Genomic DNA, 14,852 nt, shown 5'->3' on the forward strand with positions numbered 1-14,852 from the left:
GAAGAAGGACCCGTTGTCGTAGTCGCCGAAGACGACATAGTTGATGAAGTTGCAGGTGCTGATTGGCGCGGCGACGGCGTCAAGCGCCAAGAGGATCCGGCCTTCCGTCGTATCCAGAGCGACGCGGGGCCGCGCCGGGTCCGCAGGAAGGCTGGCGCAACTCGCCAGCACCAGCAACGTCGCCGCCAGTATCGCCTTTGGTCTCATGATCTGGCCTCACCTTGCCCTGTCCCGCTCTCGTGCTACACCCCCGCGCAATCAACCGCCACGTCTGAGAGACGAGATCCCGCGCATGAGCAACGTCCGTATTGAAACCGACACCTTCGGCCCCATCGAGGTCGCCGCCGACCGTTACTGGGGGGCCCAGGCGCAGCGGTCGCTGGGGAACTTCAAGATCGGCTGGGAGAAACAGCCCCTGCCGGTCGTGCGCGCCCTGGGCATCGTCAAGCGCGCCGCCGCCGAGACCAACCGCGATCTGGGCAAACTGGATCCGGCCCTGGCCGACGCCATCATCAAGGCCGCCAATGAGGTCATCGAAGGCAGGCTGAACGACCACTTCCCCCTGGTCGTCTGGCAGACGGGTTCGGGCACCCAGTCGAACATGAACGCCAACGAGGTGATCTCGAACCGCGCCATCGAGATCCTGGGCGGCGAGATGGGCTCCAAGAAGCCGGTCCACCCCAACGACCACGTCAATATGAGCCAGTCGTCGAACGACACCTATCCGACGGCCATGCACGTGGCCTGCGCCGAACAGGTGGTCAACGACCTGATCCCGGCCCTGAAGCACCTGCACGCCGCCTTGGACGCCAAGGCCAAGGCCTGGGCCCACATCATCAAGATCGGCCGCACCCACACCCAGGACGCCACCCCCCTGACCCTGGGCCAGGAGTTCGGCGGCTATGCGCAACAGGTCGCCAACGGCATCGAGCGGATCGAACAGACCCTGCCCAAGCTGATGGAACTGGCCCAGGGCGGCACCGCCGTCGGCACCGGCCTGAACGCCCCCATCGGTTTCGCCGAAAAGGTCGCGGCCCAGATCGCCGAGATCACCGGTCGGGCCTTCACCACGGCGCCGAACAAGTTCGAGGCCCTGGCCGCCCATGACGCCATGGTCTTCAGCCACGGCGCGATCAACACGGTCGCCGCATCCCTGTTCAAGATCGCCAACGACATCCGCTTCCTGGGCTCCGGCCCGCGTTCGGGCCTCGGCGAACTGGCCCTGCCGGAGAACGAGCCCGGCTCCTCGATCATGCCGGGCAAGGTCAATCCGACCCAGTGCGAGGCCCTGACCCAGGTCTGCGTCCAGGTGTTCGGCAACAATGCCGCCCTCACCTTCGCCGGCTCGCAGGGGCATTTCGAGCTGAACGTCTACAACCCGGTCATGGCCTACAATTTCCTGCAGTCGGTCCGCCTGGTCGCCGACGCGGCCATCAGCTTCACCGACAACTGCGTCGTCGGCATCGAAGCGCGCGAGGATAATATCGCCCGCGGCCTGAACAACTCGCTGATGCTGGTCACGGCCCTAAACGGCAAGCTGGGCTATGATATCTGCGCCAAGATCGCCAAGACCGCGCACAAGAACGGCACCACCCTGCGCGAGGAAGCCGTCGGCGGCGGCTATCTGACCGACGCCGAGTTCGACGAGGCGGTGCGTCCCGAGAAGATGATCTCGCCGGGCTGATGCCATGACCGCGCTGGAGCGTCCCTACTGGATCGAGGCCATTTTCGAGCGCCGAGACGGCTGGGACGCCGAGGCCTACCCCTTCAACCTGCCGGTCCTACACACGCTTGATCGGCTGACTTTCCATCCGAACGTCACCTTTCTGGTGGGTGAGAACGGCTCAGGAAAATCGACGCTGATCGAGGCTCTGGCGGTGGCGTGGGGTTTCAACCCCGAAGGCGGTGGACGCGAACACCGCTTCGGCACACGCGACAGTCATTCCCCGCTGCACAGGTTCGTACGACCGGTTCGGTCGCCGCAGCGGGTTCAGGACGGCTTCTTTCTGCGTGCGGAGAGCTTCTTCACGGTCGCCAGTTATCTGGAAGATCCTGAGGTCAGGGGGGAACGATACGGCGCCCGCCGCCTGCATGAGCAGTCGCACGGCGAATCCTTCTTCGCCCTTTTCGACAACCGCTTCATCGGCGACGGCCTGTACATCCTGGACGAACCCGAGGCCGCCCTGTCGCCCAGCCGGCAGCTGTCGTTCCTCAGCCGCCTACACGAGCTGGTGATGGCGCGGTCCCAGCTGATCATCGCCACCCATTCTCCGATCCTCCTCGGCTATCCCAACGCCTGGATCTACCAAGCATCCGAGCACGGCCTAGATCGGATCGATTACGAGGACACGGACCACTATCAGGTCACGCGAAACTTCTTGAACCGGCGTGAAATGATGTTGGACATCTTGCTGAAACTCGATTGAGTTCAAGGCTTGTCGCGGATCGTGCGGCCGATCGGGGCCAAGGCCAGTTTGGCGAGTTCCAGATCCTTCAGGGCGAAGGGGATGCCGATGATCGTGATGGCTTCGGCGACGGCGATCAACACATGCGTCAAAGCGATGTACCAGCCCGCAACCACGAACCAGATCACGTTCAGGCCGATGCCGAAACACCCCGCCCCAAGCGCCGTGGCGTCCGGCTCGCGCCACACCACTTCCCGCCCGAACGGCCAAAACGAATAGCTGGCGATACGCCAGGCCGCGAAACTCCACGGCAGGCCGACGATGGTCAAGGCCAGGATCGCGCCGCCCAGCAGCCACAGCAACCCCGACAGCCAACCGCCGAAGATGAACCACAGAATATTCAGGATCAGGCGGATCATCGCAGCTCTCCGGCAGGCGTAGCCATACAGATAGCCAAAAGGCCCCGCTTGCGACAGCGGGGCCTTCGTTAATTCCAGGCCATACGGCCGGGGTCAGTGGGGCTTTTCAGTCCAGCGCGCCTTGGCCTCGTCCTGGGTCAGGTTGAGGTGGACGTGTTTGTCGTCCACGGCTTCCACCCAGCTGACCGGGATCATGTGGTGTTTAAAGCCGCCGGCCAGATCCAGCTTTGCCAGCTCGATCTGATCGCCCAGCACATGGTCCACGCGTCCGACGTGGCCGCCGTCCGACCCAACGACTTCGAGATGTTCCTTGATGAGCGTGGCGTCAACCATGGCGATCGTCCTTGTGTTGGATTGTATCGCCCTACTGAACGTCGCCCGAGTCGCGGGGTTTCAAACCGCAGCGCTTGAAACCGCCCTCGTAATCATCCGGTGATGACAAGACGCCCGTCGCGGCGGTATGAACGCGGACGGGGATTTTCAATGAGAACGCATCGGATGAGACGAATCTGTTCGAGTCTGCTGGCGGTTGTCATGGCCGTATCGGTGGCGTCATGCGGCACCCTGGATCGTCCGACCGGGCCTCTGCGCATCGCCGATGGCTCTCTGATACCGGCGCAGGATCCGCGCATTCGCGCCAATGACGCGGCCCGGCTGCAAGCCTTTACTGAGGAAATAGGTGGGCGGCTGTCGACGGGGCGGCCCTTTTCGATCCTGGCCCTATCCGGGGGCGGCGCCAACGGAGCCTATGGCGCCGGGCTTCTGGTGGGCTGGACCGAGCGTGGCGACCGGCCGGTCTTCGATATCGTCACGGGGGTCAGCACGGGCGCGCTGGCCGCGCCCTTCGCCTTCGCCGGATCCGAATGGGATCCGCAACTGGGCCAAGCCTACACCGGCGGCGGCGCAAGCAGCCTGTTGAGCTGGCGCAGTCTGGCGATCTTTATCTACCCCAGCCTGTTCAGCGCCAGCGCCCTGCGCAGGCTGGTGGACGAGAACGTCACCCTGGACCTGTTGCAGGCCATCGCCCGCGAACACGCCAAGGGCCGTCGCCTGCTGGTGGCCACGACCAACCTCGACAGCGAGGAGACCGTCATCTGGGACATGGGCCTGTTGGCCAGCCAGAACGACGACAATTCGCGGGCCCTGTTCAAGGAAGTACTGGTGGCCTCGGCCAGTATTCCCGGCGTCTTTCCGCCGGTCCTCATCGCCGGCCTGCAGCCGGACCAGACCGTGGTGATGGAGATGCACGCCGACGGCGGCGTGAACACCCCCTTCCTGGCCATTCCGGAAAACCTGACCCTGTGGACCCGCCGGCCCGAAGAGCGGGGCGGCGGCGGCCTGTACGTGGTCGTCAATGGACAGGTCGGTCGCAATGACGGGGTCACGCCGGGGCGACTGACGGCCATCCTGATGCGCAGCTACGACAGTATGAGCAAGGCCTCGCTGCGCACCCATCTGGCGACCACGGCGGCTTTCGCCCAGCGTAACGGCATGACCATGTCGCTGTCGGCCATTCCCGACAATGTCGAGGCGTCCAGCCTGAAATTCGACCAACCGACCATGACCGCCCTGTTCAACCTGGGCCGCGAGCGAGGCCGGTCAGCCGACGGCTGGACCCGGCTTGAACAGACCGCAGCGGCCCCGGCCTTCATTCCCCCGGCTGTGCTGCCGGAGGACCAGGTGCCCGAGATTCTCAGGCTCAAGGAGCCGGACACGACGACTTCCAGCGCGCCCCAGCCCTAGACATGGCCGAGATCATCAATCTGAACCGGGCGCGCAAGACGCGCGCCAAGGTCGAGGACAAGACCCGCGCCGCCGCCAACCGCGCCGCCCATGGCCGCACCAAGGATCAGAAACAGTCTGCGGACAAGGACCGCGACCGCGCCGCCCGGCAGTTGGACGGACACAAGCTGGACGACTGATCCCTAGGCCTTGGGCGCGCGGATCAACAGGACCTGGCCGCCCAGCACCAGGATCAGGCCGATCAGCATGGTCACGCCGACATGGGCGCCCTCGAACAGGACCGACATGATGACGGCGATCGGCGGGGTCAGCGCCGAAATATAGCTGGCCAGGGCGTAGCCGCGCTGGCGCGCCAAGGTGAAGTACAGGCCGAAGGCGATCACAGACCCGAACAGGGACAGGTGCAGCAGCGACAAGATATAGGCCGGAGTCGGCTCGATCCGCCATTCCACCCCGGTCGCAAAACCATAGACCGCCACCATGGCCGTGCCATAGGCCATGGCCCAGGCCGTCGCAGCCATGACCGGCGCCCCGGCCTGCTGGCCACGCCAGGCGAACCAGTTGCCGAAGGCCGAGGCGAGGACGGCGATCAGGGCGAAGACCACGCCCAGAGCGGGCGCCACGCCGGCGGAGACGCCGGCTCCCGACAACTGTCCGAACGACAGGACCGCCACCCCGCACACTCCCAGGATCGCACCCTGCCAGGCGCCGGCGGCGGCCTTCTGGCGCTCCAGAACCCGAAACAGAATCAGGTTGACGAAGGCCAGGGCGGCGAAGATGACGGCGACGACGGCCGAGGCCACCCGTTCCTCCGCCGCATAGACGAAGCCGTAGCTGATGGCGAAGACGAAGGCGCCCTGCCCCACGGCGGCCAGATGCTGGGCGCGTGTCAGGCGCAGCGGACGCCGCGTCAGGGCGCAGAAGGCGAACAGGACGACCGCCGCCAGGCCGAACCGCCAGACGATGGAAACGATCGGATCCACCACGCCCAGCTGCAGGGTGATGGCGAACCAGGTCGTGCCCCAGATCAGGGCGCAGACGGCGATGGCGAGGATCGTGAAGGGGCGACTCATGGACAGGCTCCGACGGGCGCAGCCCGCTTATCATCGACACCGCGAAAGCGCCGCTCACGTCTTGCGCCCGAATATGACAGACTGCGCCCGAGAGGAGACCCGCCATGCGTTACGCCCCCCTGATCCTGTCCGCCGAGATCGTGCTGAAGTCCGCGCGGTGAGCGGTCTGACAAAACGGTCCGTGGTGCTGGCGGGCCATGCCACCTCCGTCGCGCTGGAGCCCGAGTTCTGGGCGGTCCTGGACCGGATCGCCCAGACCCGCAGCCTCAGCAAGGCCCAGCTTCTGGCCGACATCGACGCCGGCCGGGGGCGCCGTCCCGTGGCTTCAGCCTGCAGGCTGCTGGCGTTGAACTGGGTGGCGGAGCACGGCGTAGAAGCGTAACCTTGGGCCTCAAAGGAACCCGCCCATGGACAACAGCCGTCTATTTCCCGCCGCCGTCGTGGGGGCCCTTCTGGCCCTTGGGCTGATCGGCGCCGGCGCCCTGGTCGGTCAAGGCGTGATCCACGCGCGGGCCGGCGACCACACCGTGACGGTGCGCGGCCTGTCGGAACGCAATGTGAAGGCGGATCTGGCGGTTCTGCCGCTGCGCTTCACCGCATCGGGCGACGTGTTGTCCGAGGTTCAGACGCGCATCGACGGCGACCTGGCCCTGGTGCGCCAGTTCCTTACGGCCCAGGGCTACCCCGCCGACGCCGTCGATCTGGGCCGGCTAGAGGTGGCCGACACCCGGTCGCGCGAATACGCCGCCCAGAACGGCGGCCCGCGCTTCATCCTGGCTCAGACGGTCATCGTCCGCACCAACGACGTCGCCCGGGTTCAGACGACGACCCGCGCCCTGAACGATCTGGTGCGGCAGGGCGTGGTGTTGCAGGACTTCCAGGGTCCCTCCTATGTCTTCACCAAGCTGAACGATGTTCGGCCCCAGATGATTGCAGAGGGAACAGCGGCGGCGCGGACCGGGGCCGAACAGTTCGCCAAGGATTCCGGCACGCCGCTGGGGCCGATCCGTCAGGCGACCCAGGGCTCCTTCGAAATCCTGCCGCGCGACGGCGCAGGCGGAGACGAGGCCGCCTCGATCGACAAGAAGGTTCGGGTCGTGACCACCATCACCTATGGTCTGAAATAGGCCGGTCTGCCCAGGCGTCCCGGGGCTCCAGCGCCCTCTCCTCCGTGGCTTGCGACCGTCCGATGAACTCCACCTCGCCATGGGGGTCGTCGGCCGTCTCGACCAGAACAATCCACACGGCGATGAGCGCGAACATGCCGATCATGCCCAAGGCGAAGGCGCGCCAACCCGATTTCCCGGTCTTGGGGTCTCGATCAGGCGCGCCCTTCTTCTGTTCGTCTCGTCGCATCGTCTAAGGAACCGGTCCTCGATCAAGCCGGTTCCAAGGTTTCATTTGGGCGACGCCCCTGACATCGCCCTCCGGTCCCCTTATGTTCCGGTTTTGATTCTGCCTGCCGGATGTCTTCAAGCCTGTGACCGATCTTCCCGCCCCCCGTATCTCCGACCTGGCCCGCGCGCGAGCGCCCGACGGGGCGGGGCCGCGCGACTATCTGACCGGCCTGAACCCCGAACAGCGCGAAGCGGTGGAGACGACCGAGGGGCCCGTGCTGGTTCTCGCCGGCGCGGGCACCGGCAAGACGCGTGTGCTGACCACGCGGCTGGCGCACATTCTCGCTACCGGCCGGGCCAAGCCCTGGGAACTGCTGACCGTCACCTTCACCAATAAGGCCGCGCGCGAGATGCGCGAGCGGATCACCCATCTGATCGGTCCGTCGGCCGAGGGGCTGCGCTGGCTGGGCACCTTCCATTCCGTCGCCGCCCAGATCCTGCGCCGTCACGCCGAACTGGTCGGACTGAAGTCCAGCTTCACCATCCTGGACACCGACGACCAGGAACGGGTGCTGAAACAGCTGCTGGAAGCCGCAAACATCGACACCAAGCGCTGGACGCCCAAGTCGCTCAGCGGCCTGATCGACCACTGGAAGAACCGCGGCTGGACCCCCGAGAAACTGCCCCCCGGCGAGGACTTCGCCAACGGCAAGGGCCAGGGGCTGTACGCCGCCTATCAGGCCCGCCTGCGCAGCCTGAACGCCTGCGACTTCGGCGATCTGCTGCTGCACAACATCACCATCCTGTCCAAGCACGCGGACCTGGCCGAGGAATACCGCCGCCGCTTCCGCTACATCCTGGTCGACGAATATCAGGACACCAATGTCGCCCAGTATCTGTGGCTGCGGCTGCTGACGGCCTCGACCGGCAATGTCTGCTGCGTCGGCGACGACGATCAGTCGATCTATGGCTGGCGCGGGGCCGAGGTGGACAACATCCTGCGCTTCGAGCGCGACTTCCCGGGCGCCAAGATCGTCAAGCTGGAGCGGAACTATCGCTCGACCAGCCATATCCTGGGCGCGGCCTCGGGCCTGATCGCCGCCAATCGCGACCGACTGGGCAAGACCCTGTGGACCGAGGACGACAGCGGCGACAAGGTGCGGGTGCGCGGTGTCTGGGACGGCGAGGCCGAGGCCCGGCTGATCGCCGACGAGATCGAGACCGCGCGTCGTCCCCACGCCGGCGAGCCGGGCCTGAAGTACAAGGACATGGCCATCCTGGTCCGCGCCTCGTTCCAGATGCGGGCCTTCGAGGAACGGCTGGTCATGCTGGCCATCCCCTACGCCGTCATCGGCGGCCCGCGCTTCTTCGAACGGGCCGAGATTCGCGACGCCCACGCCTATATGCGACTGATCCAGTCCGAGGACGACGACCTGGCCTTCGAACGGATCGTCAATGTGCCCAAGCGCGGCATAGGCGACACCAGCGTGCAGAAAATCCTGCAGATCGCCCGTCAGCACGATCTGTCGGCCCTGACCGCCGTGCGCGGCCTTATCAACACCGACGAGCTTCAGGCCCGCACACGCACCGCCCTGTCCAACTTCGTGCGCGACATCGACCGCTGGCGCACCCTGTCCGAGACCACGCCCCACTGGCAGGTCATGGAGACGGTGCTGGAGGAGAGCGGCTACACCGACATGCAGAAGGCCGACCGCACCAGCGGCCAGACGCGGTTGGACAACCTGAAGGAACTGACCCAGTCGATGCAGCAGTTCGAGACGCTGCAGGCCTATCTGGAACACGTCTCCCTGGTCATGGATCTGGAACGCGCAACGAGCGACGATCCCAACGGCGACGGCGCCGTCCAGATCATGACCCTGCACGGCGCCAAGGGGTTGGAGTTCCCGCTGGTCTTCCTGCCCGGCTGGGAGGAAGGCGTCTTCCCCAGCCAGCGCAGCATCGACGAAAAGGGCGAGAAGGGCCTCGAGGAGGAACGCCGCCTGGCCTATGTCGGCGTCACCCGCGCCAAACAGGACGCGCGCATCTCCTTCGCCGCCAACCGTCTGGTCTATGGCCGCTGGACCTCGCAACTGCCCAGCCGCTTCGTCGACGAACTGCCCATCGCCCACGTCGATCCCCAATCCGACACCGGCTACTACGGCGCCTCGACCGGCATGAAGGAGGCCAAGAGCCGCTGGGACGACGCCCCGTCGTTCGGCAGCGGCTATTCCTCCCCCGGCTGGAAACGCGCCCAAACCTTCACCGCCGCCCAGACGCCGAACAAGATTCCGGCCCGCAAGGCCGTGATCGAAGGCGACGGCCGCCTGATCGCCACCGCCGATCCCAAGTCCAGCTCCGGCTGGAAAAAGGGCGAACGAGTCTTCCACCAGAAGTTCGGCTACGGCCACGTCCGCGTCATCGAAGGCAATAAACTGCTGGTCGATTTCGAGAAGGCGGGCGAGAAACGGGTCATCGACAGTTTCGTGGAGAAGGCGGGGTGAAACGGCTTGTCTGGGCCCTTGCGATTGTCGGGATATTCAGCGTCCCCGCACAGGCTCAGACCCTTCGGTCGGACACGCCGTTGTGGACTTATCAGAACGAACCCGACAAGGGCCTGTATCCCGAGCACTTCACCGACGCCGAGTCTTTCGGCTGCTCGGTTCCTCTTCAACTTGGCGTCTATCGTCGAGATTGGAACGCCGACGGCGAGGATGACGCCTTTGTGCGTCTTCAAAACTATGGCGTCTTCCACTGCGCTCTAATCTACGGCGAAGCCTATGACCGCGCAGATGCGGACACCGCGTTTGAGGATTACGCTTGGCTCATCATGCTGGACAAGAGCCGGCGACCTGACGGCCGCGAGGATCAACTTTTGGCGTGCAGATCGGGGTGCGGGCGGGCAGCCGCTATGTGCTTCTTAGACGGCGTGGAAACGAGCTTTTAGCGCCGCTCGAAGAACTGGACTGGAAATGCCCTGCCAATGCCGAGCGCCGAAAGGCGCGGCTCGACATATGGGTTCAGGATTCCTGCGTAATCGCTTCCAAGGCGGATCTCCGTCGGGTCGCCCGAGCCGCCGCTGGTCGACCGATCATTGCGACCTGGACGGCGCAGTTGGCAGACGATGAAGGCGCCTCCGCCGACCCACAGCGCTAACGCCTTCATCAGAAAGGCCGCGTCCGCCTTTGCCGCCGGCCAAGCTTTGGCCTAAGCCATCGCCTTCCCGTCTACGTCCGAGTCCGCCATGTCCGCCCCTGCCCGCCCTACCGTTGATCGCGCCTGGTTGAGCTGGGCCATGCGGCGGATCGAGGCGGACTACAACCGCTCGGCCGATACCCATCTGATCCCGGTGGACATGCCGGCCCTGTCGGACATCGCCCTGTACCTGAAGGACGAATCCAGCCACCCGACCGGCAGCCTGAAGCACCGTCTGGCGCGGTCGCTGTTCCTCTACGCCCTCAGCAACGGCTGGATCGGCGAGGGCATGACCATTGTCGAAGCTTCCAGCGGCTCGACCGCCGTGTCCGAAGCCTATTTCGCCCGGATGCTCAACCTGCCCTTCATCGCCGTGGTGCCCCGCTCCACCGCCCAGGAGAAGATCGCCGCCATCGAATTCTACGGCGGACGCTGCCATTTCGTGGACGTCCCGGGCCAAGCCTATTCGGAAAGCCAGCGGCTCGCCGACGAACTGGGCGGCCACTACATGGACCAGTTCACCTATGCGGAGCGGGCCACGGACTGGCGCGGCAACAACAATATCGCCGAATCCATCTTCGCCCAGATGCGACGCGAGCCCTGCCCCGTCCCCCGCTGGATCGTGTGCGGCGCAGGCACCGGCGGCACCTCGGCGACCATCGGCCGGTTCGCCCGCTTCAACCGCCACGACACCCGGATCTGCGTCGCCGACCCGGAAGCCTCCGTCTTTCACCGTCACTGGGCCGATGCGACGGTCCAGACCAGCCTTGACCGTCCGTCCCTGATCGAAGGCATCGGTCGCGCGCGGGTCGAACCCTCCTTCGTCCCCAACGTGGTGGATCGGATGATCGTCGTGCCCGACGTCGCCTCCATCGCCGCCACCCGCGTGCTCAGCCGGCGTCTGGGCCGCCCCTGCGGCGGATCGACCGGCACCAACCTGTGGGCCTGTGTCCAGCTGGCCCAGGAAATGGCGAACGCGGGCGAAGGCGGATCGATCGTGTCGATCCTGTGCGACCACGGCGACCGCTACGCCTCCACCTATTTCGACGACGCCTGGATCGCCGCCCAGGGCCTGGACACAGCGCCCTGGGAAGCCCGCCTGGACGCCTTCTTCGAAACAGGCGTCTTGCCCGACGCCTGAACCGTCTGTTTCGTTGGGGCGGACAGGTCTAAGAAGGCCGAAGCGGCCGGACCGGTCAAAACCTCAACAGGAGCCGACCATGGCGGGACTAAAGGACAAGCGCGGCTTCATCGACAAGGACCGCATCGACCTGTCGGAACGGCAGTCGGTCGAATACTGGATGAAGCGCGGGGGCGTGACCAAGGACCAGATCACCGCCGCCCACCGCAAGGTTGGCCGCATGACCAAGGACATCGCGGCGGAGCTGGGCAAGAAGCGCTGAGCCTCAGCCCCTGGCCTGTGTCAGGATCATCTCGGGCGTTTCCCTGACGCGAAACACCTTGGCCACAAACTGGTTATCGATGCTGACTTCCGTCAGCGTCGGCTGACCATGTTTGCCATCCTTCACGATCAATTCGCGGACGTGGTTCAGGTTGATCCAGTGAACCACGCCGTTTGTCTCGGTGACCTTGGCGAACATCGGCCTCTCCATCAGATGTGGATCACACGCCCGTAGGCGTCCAGCGCCGCCTCATGCATGGCTTCCGACATGGTCGGGTGCGGATAGACGATGCCGTGGATGTCTTCTTCCGTCGCCTCCATGGTGATGGCGGTGACATAGCCCTGGATCATCTCGGTCACTTCGTGGCCGATCATATGGGCGCCGATCAGGGCGCCGGTCTTGGCGTCGAAGATCACCTTGACGAAGCCGTCAACCTCGCCAGCGGCCACGGCCTTGCCGTTCACGCGGAACGGGAAGCGGCCGATCTTGACCTCGCGTTTCTCGGCGCGGGCGGCCTGTTCAGTGACGCCGACCGAGGCGACCTGCGGCTGGGCGTAGGTGCAGCCGGCGATGGGCGAATGGACGTTCGGGGTCTTGTAGCCGGCGATGAATTCGGCGGCGTGAATGCCTTCGTGGCTAGCCTTGTGCGCCAGCCAGGGGGCGCCGGCGCAGTCGCCGATGGCGAACAGGCCCTTGACGTTGGTCTGGCAATGGCCGTCGGTCTTGATGTGGCCGCGGTCCAGCTCGACGCCCAGAGCCTCCAGGCCGATGCCGTCGGTGTTGGCGGTGATGCCGACGGCCGAGATGCAGACCTCGGCCTCCAGGGTCTCGGCCTTGCCGCCGATCTCGACGTCCACCTTCACGCCCGCGCCGGTCTTGGAGACCTTGGTCACCTTGGCCCCGAGCTTGAACTTGATGCCGCGCTTCTCGAACGACTTCTGGGCGGCCTTGGAGACCTCCTCGTCCTCGACCGGCATGATGCGCTCGACCGCCTCGACGACCGTCACCTCAGCGCCCAGGGCGCGATAGAAGCTGGCGAATTCGATGCCGATGGCGCCCGAGCCGATGACGACAAAGGACTTGGGCAGTTTCTTCGGCGCCAGGGCGTCGCGATAGGCCCAGATCTTGTCGCCGTCGGCCTCCAGGCCGATCTGCGGCAGGGCGCGGGCGCGGGCGCCGACGGCCAGCATGACCGCCTTGGCCTCGACCGTGCGAGACCCGCCGGCCTTCAGGGAGATGACGACCTTCGGAGCCGCAGCGCCCTTCTCCAGCTTGGCCGAGCCCTCGATCACCTCGATCTTGTTCTTCTTCATCAGGAAGGCGACGCCCTTGTTCATCGTCGCCGCGACGCCGCGCGAGCGCTGGATGATGGCGTCGAAGTCGAACGACGCGCCGGACGCCGACAGGCCGTAGTCCTTCAGATGGCTCAAGCTCTCGAACTTTTCGCCCGACTTCAGCAGGGCCTTGGTCGGGATACAGCCCCAGTTCAGACAGATGCCGCCCAGGTTCTCGCGCTCGACGATGGCGACCTTCTGGCCCAATTGGCTGGCGCGGATGGCCGCGACGTAACCGCCGGGGCCCGAGCCGATGACGACGAGATCGAATTCAGCAGCCATGATCAGATCAACTTCTCGATGTCGGCCTTGATGGCCTCGGGTTCTGTTTGCGGAGCATAGCGGGCGACCACCCTGCCCTCGCGGTCGGTCAGGAACTTGGTGAAGTTCCACTTGATGGCCTTGGAGCCTAGGAAGCCGCGCTTGTGTTGGGTCAGCCAGGCGTAGAGCGGATGCCGGTTCGGTCCATTGACCTCCACCTTGTCGAACAGGGGAAAGGTCACGTCGAAACTGGTGGCGCAGAAGGCGGCGATCTCCGCCGCCCGCCCCGGCTCCTGCTCCCCGAACTGGTTGCAGGGAAAGCCCAGCACCTCGAACGGCCGGTCGGCGAACGTCCGGTGCAGCTTTTCCAGACCATTATATTGGCCGGTGAAGCCGCACTTGGACGCCGTATTGACGATCAGCAGCGCCTGACCGCGAAAACGGTCCAGCGAAACCTCCGTGCCGTCGATGGCGCGGGCGGAGAAGTCATAGACCGAGGTCATGACCTCACCCTCCCCTTACGCCAGCATCGCGACGGGATCTTCGATCAGCGGCTTGAACGCCTGCAGGAAGCGAGCGCCGGTCGCGCCGTCCACCACGCGGTGATCGCAGGTCAGGGTCACGGTCATGACCGTGGCCGCCACGATCTGACCGTCCTTGACGACGGCCCGTTGTTCGCCTGCGCCCACGCTCATGATACAGCCCTGGGGCTCATTGATGATCGAGGTGAACTGCTTGATGCCGAACATACCCAGGTTGGACACCGAGAAGGTGCCGCCCTGGAACTCTTCGGGCTTCAGCTTGCGTTCGCGGGCGCGCTTGGCCAGGTCCTTGGACTCGGTCGCGATCTGCGCCAGGCCCTTGGTTTCTGCCTTGCGAATGATCGGGGTGATCAGGCCGCCGTCGATCGCCACCGCCATCGAGACGTCGGCGTTGTGGTGCATGGCGATGCCTTCTGGCGTGTAGGAGGCGTTCGCCTCCGGCACCAGCTTCAGCGCCAGGGCCGCGGCCTTGATGACGAAGTCGTTGACCGAGACCTTGACGCCCTGCGGCTCCAACATCTTGTTCACCTTGGCGCGAACGACCATCAGCTGGTCGATCTCGACGTCGATGAACAGCGGGAAGTGCGGCACGTTCTGGATGCTGTCGACCATGCGACGCGCCACGGCCTTCTTCATCCCGTCCAGCGGGATCAGGTCGTAGCTGCCGTCCGGGATGCCCATCTGGGCCAGCGACTGAACCTGACGCGGCGCAATGCCCGAGGTCGCGGCGGCGGCGGTCGGCGCGGCGGCCGGTTGGGCGGCTCCCTTGCCGGCGGCTTCGACGTCGCGCTTGACGATCCGGCCGTGCGGGCCCGTGCCCTTGACCGACTTCAGATCAACGCCGTTCTGGGCGGCGATGCGACGCGCCAGAGGCGACGAGAAGATGCGTTCTCCGCTGTCCGACTTCGGCGCGGCCGGAGCCGGCGCGACCGGTGCGGACGCCTTGGGCGCCTCAACGGCGGCCGGTGCGGCCTTGGGGGCCTCCTCAGCCTTGACGGCCGGCTTCGGCGCAGCGGCCCCGCCTTCGTCCTTCAGACGAGCGATGGGGGTGTTGACCTTCACGCCTTCCGTACCTTCGGCCACCAGGATGTCGGTGATCTCGCCCTCGTCCACGGCCTCGACTTCCATCGTGGCCTTGTCGGT

Annotated in this window: 18 protein-coding genes and 1 pseudogene; 10 read left to right on the forward strand and 9 right to left on the reverse strand. The window is 65.6% G+C overall.

Annotated elements, in window-relative coordinates; genetic code table 11:
* Positions 1-207: pseudogene (locus tag Q7J26_RS13650) on the reverse strand (peptidylprolyl isomerase A); the annotation flags it as partial.
* Positions 208-292: 85 nt separating this feature from the next.
* Between Q7J26_RS13650 and fumC the strand changes: the two are divergent.
* Positions 293-1,684, forward strand: coding sequence for a class II fumarate hydratase (gene fumC / locus Q7J26_RS13655; protein WP_304936951.1), 1,392 nt, complete (start codon positions 293-295; stop codon positions 1,682-1,684).
* Positions 1,685-1,688: 4 nt separating this feature from the next.
* Positions 1,689-2,426 carry an AAA family ATPase gene (locus Q7J26_RS13660; RefSeq protein WP_304936952.1) on the forward strand — a complete coding sequence of 246 codons (738 nt, stop codon included), beginning with the start codon at positions 1,689-1,691 and terminating at the stop codon, positions 2,424-2,426.
* Between the two features lie 2 nt (positions 2,427-2,428).
* Here the strand turns inward: Q7J26_RS13660 and Q7J26_RS13665 are convergent, their stop codons facing one another.
* Positions 2,429-2,824, reverse strand: coding sequence for a YccF domain-containing protein (locus tag Q7J26_RS13665; RefSeq protein WP_304936953.1), 396 nt, complete (start codon positions 2,822-2,824; stop codon positions 2,429-2,431).
* Positions 2,825-2,917: 93 nt separating this feature from the next.
* Positions 2,918-3,157, reverse strand: a complete 240-nt coding sequence (locus Q7J26_RS13670; RefSeq protein ID WP_304936954.1) for a DUF2171 domain-containing protein — start codon at positions 3,155-3,157, stop codon at positions 2,918-2,920.
* Positions 3,158-3,358: 201 nt separating this feature from the next.
* On the opposite strand from Q7J26_RS13670, the gene Q7J26_RS13675 reads away from it, so the two are divergent.
* A complete protein-coding gene (locus Q7J26_RS13675) occupies positions 3,359-4,567 on the forward strand; it encodes a patatin-like phospholipase family protein (RefSeq protein WP_304936955.1) in 1,209 nt (402 codons plus the stop codon).
* Positions 4,568-4,569: 2 nt separating this feature from the next.
* Entirely contained in the window at positions 4,570-4,746 is a 177-nt protein-coding gene (locus Q7J26_RS13680) for a DUF4169 family protein (RefSeq protein WP_304936956.1), read from the forward strand.
* Between the two features lie 3 nt (positions 4,747-4,749).
* Here Q7J26_RS13680 and Q7J26_RS13685 read toward each other — a convergent pair whose 3' ends face one another.
* On the reverse strand, positions 4,750-5,640 hold the full coding sequence (locus Q7J26_RS13685) for a DMT family transporter (RefSeq protein ID WP_304936957.1): 891 nt from the start codon (positions 5,638-5,640) through the stop codon (positions 4,750-4,752).
* A gap of 157 nt (positions 5,641-5,797) precedes the next feature.
* On the opposite strand from Q7J26_RS13685, the gene Q7J26_RS13690 reads away from it, so the two are divergent.
* Complete coding sequence (locus Q7J26_RS13690) at positions 5,798-6,022, forward strand: ribbon-helix-helix domain-containing protein (protein WP_304936958.1); 225 nt, start codon at positions 5,798-5,800, stop codon at positions 6,020-6,022.
* Between the two features lie 25 nt (positions 6,023-6,047).
* Positions 6,048-6,767, forward strand: a complete 720-nt coding sequence (locus tag Q7J26_RS13695; protein ID WP_304936959.1) for an SIMPL domain-containing protein — start codon at positions 6,048-6,050, stop codon at positions 6,765-6,767.
* Here the strand turns inward: Q7J26_RS13695 and Q7J26_RS13700 are convergent.
* Positions 6,748-6,996 (reverse strand): hypothetical protein, encoded by a 249-nt coding sequence (locus tag Q7J26_RS13700; protein WP_304936960.1) that lies wholly within the window; start codon positions 6,994-6,996, stop codon positions 6,748-6,750. The two genes, Q7J26_RS13695 and Q7J26_RS13700, sit on opposite strands and share 20 nt — an antisense overlap.
* 103 nt (positions 6,997-7,099) lie before the next feature.
* Here Q7J26_RS13700 and Q7J26_RS13705 point away from each other — a divergent pair, with 103 nt between their 5' ends.
* The 4 genes from Q7J26_RS13705 to Q7J26_RS13720 all read left to right on the forward strand — a co-directional run bounded on the left by Q7J26_RS13705 (position 7,100) and on the right by Q7J26_RS13720 (position 11,572).
* Positions 7,100-9,478: an ATP-dependent helicase gene (locus Q7J26_RS13705; RefSeq protein WP_304936968.1), complete on the forward strand. Its 2,379-nt coding sequence runs from the start codon at positions 7,100-7,102 to the stop codon at positions 9,476-9,478.
* Complete coding sequence (locus Q7J26_RS13710) at positions 9,475-9,921, forward strand: hypothetical protein (protein ID WP_304936961.1); 447 nt, start codon at positions 9,475-9,477, stop codon at positions 9,919-9,921. Before Q7J26_RS13705 ends, Q7J26_RS13710 begins: the two co-directional genes overlap by 4 nt.
* 297 nt (positions 9,922-10,218) lie before the next feature.
* Positions 10,219-11,310, forward strand: coding sequence for a PLP-dependent cysteine synthase family protein (locus Q7J26_RS13715; RefSeq protein WP_304936962.1), 1,092 nt, complete (start codon positions 10,219-10,221; stop codon positions 11,308-11,310).
* A 79-nt stretch (positions 11,311-11,389) separates the two neighbouring features.
* Complete coding sequence (locus Q7J26_RS13720; RefSeq protein ID WP_304936963.1) at positions 11,390-11,572, forward strand: DUF3606 domain-containing protein; 183 nt, start codon at positions 11,390-11,392, stop codon at positions 11,570-11,572.
* Positions 11,573-11,575: 3 nt separating this feature from the next.
* Here Q7J26_RS13720 and Q7J26_RS13725 read toward each other — a convergent pair whose 3' ends face one another.
* The 4 genes from Q7J26_RS13725 to Q7J26_RS13740 all read right to left on the reverse strand — a co-directional run.
* Entirely contained in the window at positions 11,576-11,770 is a 195-nt protein-coding gene (locus Q7J26_RS13725; RefSeq protein WP_304936964.1) for a hypothetical protein, read from the reverse strand.
* Positions 11,771-11,781: 11 nt separating this feature from the next.
* Positions 11,782-13,188 (reverse strand): dihydrolipoyl dehydrogenase, encoded by a 1,407-nt coding sequence (gene lpdA, locus Q7J26_RS13730; RefSeq protein ID WP_304936965.1) that lies wholly within the window; start codon positions 13,186-13,188, stop codon positions 11,782-11,784.
* Positions 13,189-13,190: 2 nt separating this feature from the next.
* On the reverse strand, positions 13,191-13,670 hold the full coding sequence (locus Q7J26_RS13735; RefSeq protein WP_304936966.1) for a glutathione peroxidase: 480 nt from the start codon (positions 13,668-13,670) through the stop codon (positions 13,191-13,193).
* A gap of 15 nt (positions 13,671-13,685) precedes the next feature.
* A partial coding sequence (locus Q7J26_RS13740; RefSeq protein ID WP_304936967.1) for a dihydrolipoamide acetyltransferase family protein occupies positions 13,686-14,852 on the reverse strand: 1,167 nt, incomplete at its 5' end.

Origin of the sequence: Brevundimonas sp., assembly GCF_030656255.1 — a bacterium.
Classification (GTDB): Bacteria; Pseudomonadota; Alphaproteobacteria; order Caulobacterales; family Caulobacteraceae; genus Brevundimonas.

What these genes read in the sequence shown, in the direction of transcription:
- fumC (WP_304936951.1), top strand. Translation starts at nt 293, where the DNA reads ATGAGCAACGTCCGTATTGAAACCGACACCTTCGGCCCCATCGAGGTC.
- Q7J26_RS13660 (WP_304936952.1), top strand. Translation starts at nt 1,689, where the DNA reads ATGACCGCGCTGGAGCGTCCCTACTGGATCGAGGCCATTTTCGAGCGC.
- Q7J26_RS13665 (WP_304936953.1), bottom strand. Translation starts at nt 2,824, where the DNA reads ATGATCCGCCTGATCCTGAATATTCTGTGGTTCATCTTCGGCGGTTGG.
- Q7J26_RS13670 (WP_304936954.1), bottom strand. Translation starts at nt 3,157, where the DNA reads ATGGTTGACGCCACGCTCATCAAGGAACATCTCGAAGTCGTTGGGTCG.
- Q7J26_RS13675 (WP_304936955.1), top strand. Translation starts at nt 3,359, where the DNA reads ATGGCCGTATCGGTGGCGTCATGCGGCACCCTGGATCGTCCGACCGGG.
- Q7J26_RS13680 (WP_304936956.1), top strand. Translation starts at nt 4,570, where the DNA reads ATGGCCGAGATCATCAATCTGAACCGGGCGCGCAAGACGCGCGCCAAG.
- Q7J26_RS13685 (WP_304936957.1), bottom strand. Translation starts at nt 5,640, where the DNA reads ATGAGTCGCCCCTTCACGATCCTCGCCATCGCCGTCTGCGCCCTGATC.
- Q7J26_RS13695 (WP_304936959.1), top strand. Translation starts at nt 6,048, where the DNA reads ATGGACAACAGCCGTCTATTTCCCGCCGCCGTCGTGGGGGCCCTTCTG.
- Q7J26_RS13700 (WP_304936960.1), bottom strand. Translation starts at nt 6,996, where the DNA reads ATGCGACGAGACGAACAGAAGAAGGGCGCGCCTGATCGAGACCCCAAG.
- Q7J26_RS13715 (WP_304936962.1), top strand. Translation starts at nt 10,219, where the DNA reads ATGTCCGCCCCTGCCCGCCCTACCGTTGATCGCGCCTGGTTGAGCTGG.
- Q7J26_RS13720 (WP_304936963.1), top strand. Translation starts at nt 11,390, where the DNA reads ATGGCGGGACTAAAGGACAAGCGCGGCTTCATCGACAAGGACCGCATC.
- Q7J26_RS13725 (WP_304936964.1), bottom strand. Translation starts at nt 11,770, where the DNA reads ATGTTCGCCAAGGTCACCGAGACAAACGGCGTGGTTCACTGGATCAAC.
- lpdA (WP_304936965.1), bottom strand. Translation starts at nt 13,188, where the DNA reads ATGGCTGCTGAATTCGATCTCGTCGTCATCGGCTCGGGCCCCGGCGGT.
- Q7J26_RS13735 (WP_304936966.1), bottom strand. Translation starts at nt 13,670, where the DNA reads ATGACCTCGGTCTATGACTTCTCCGCCCGCGCCATCGACGGCACGGAG.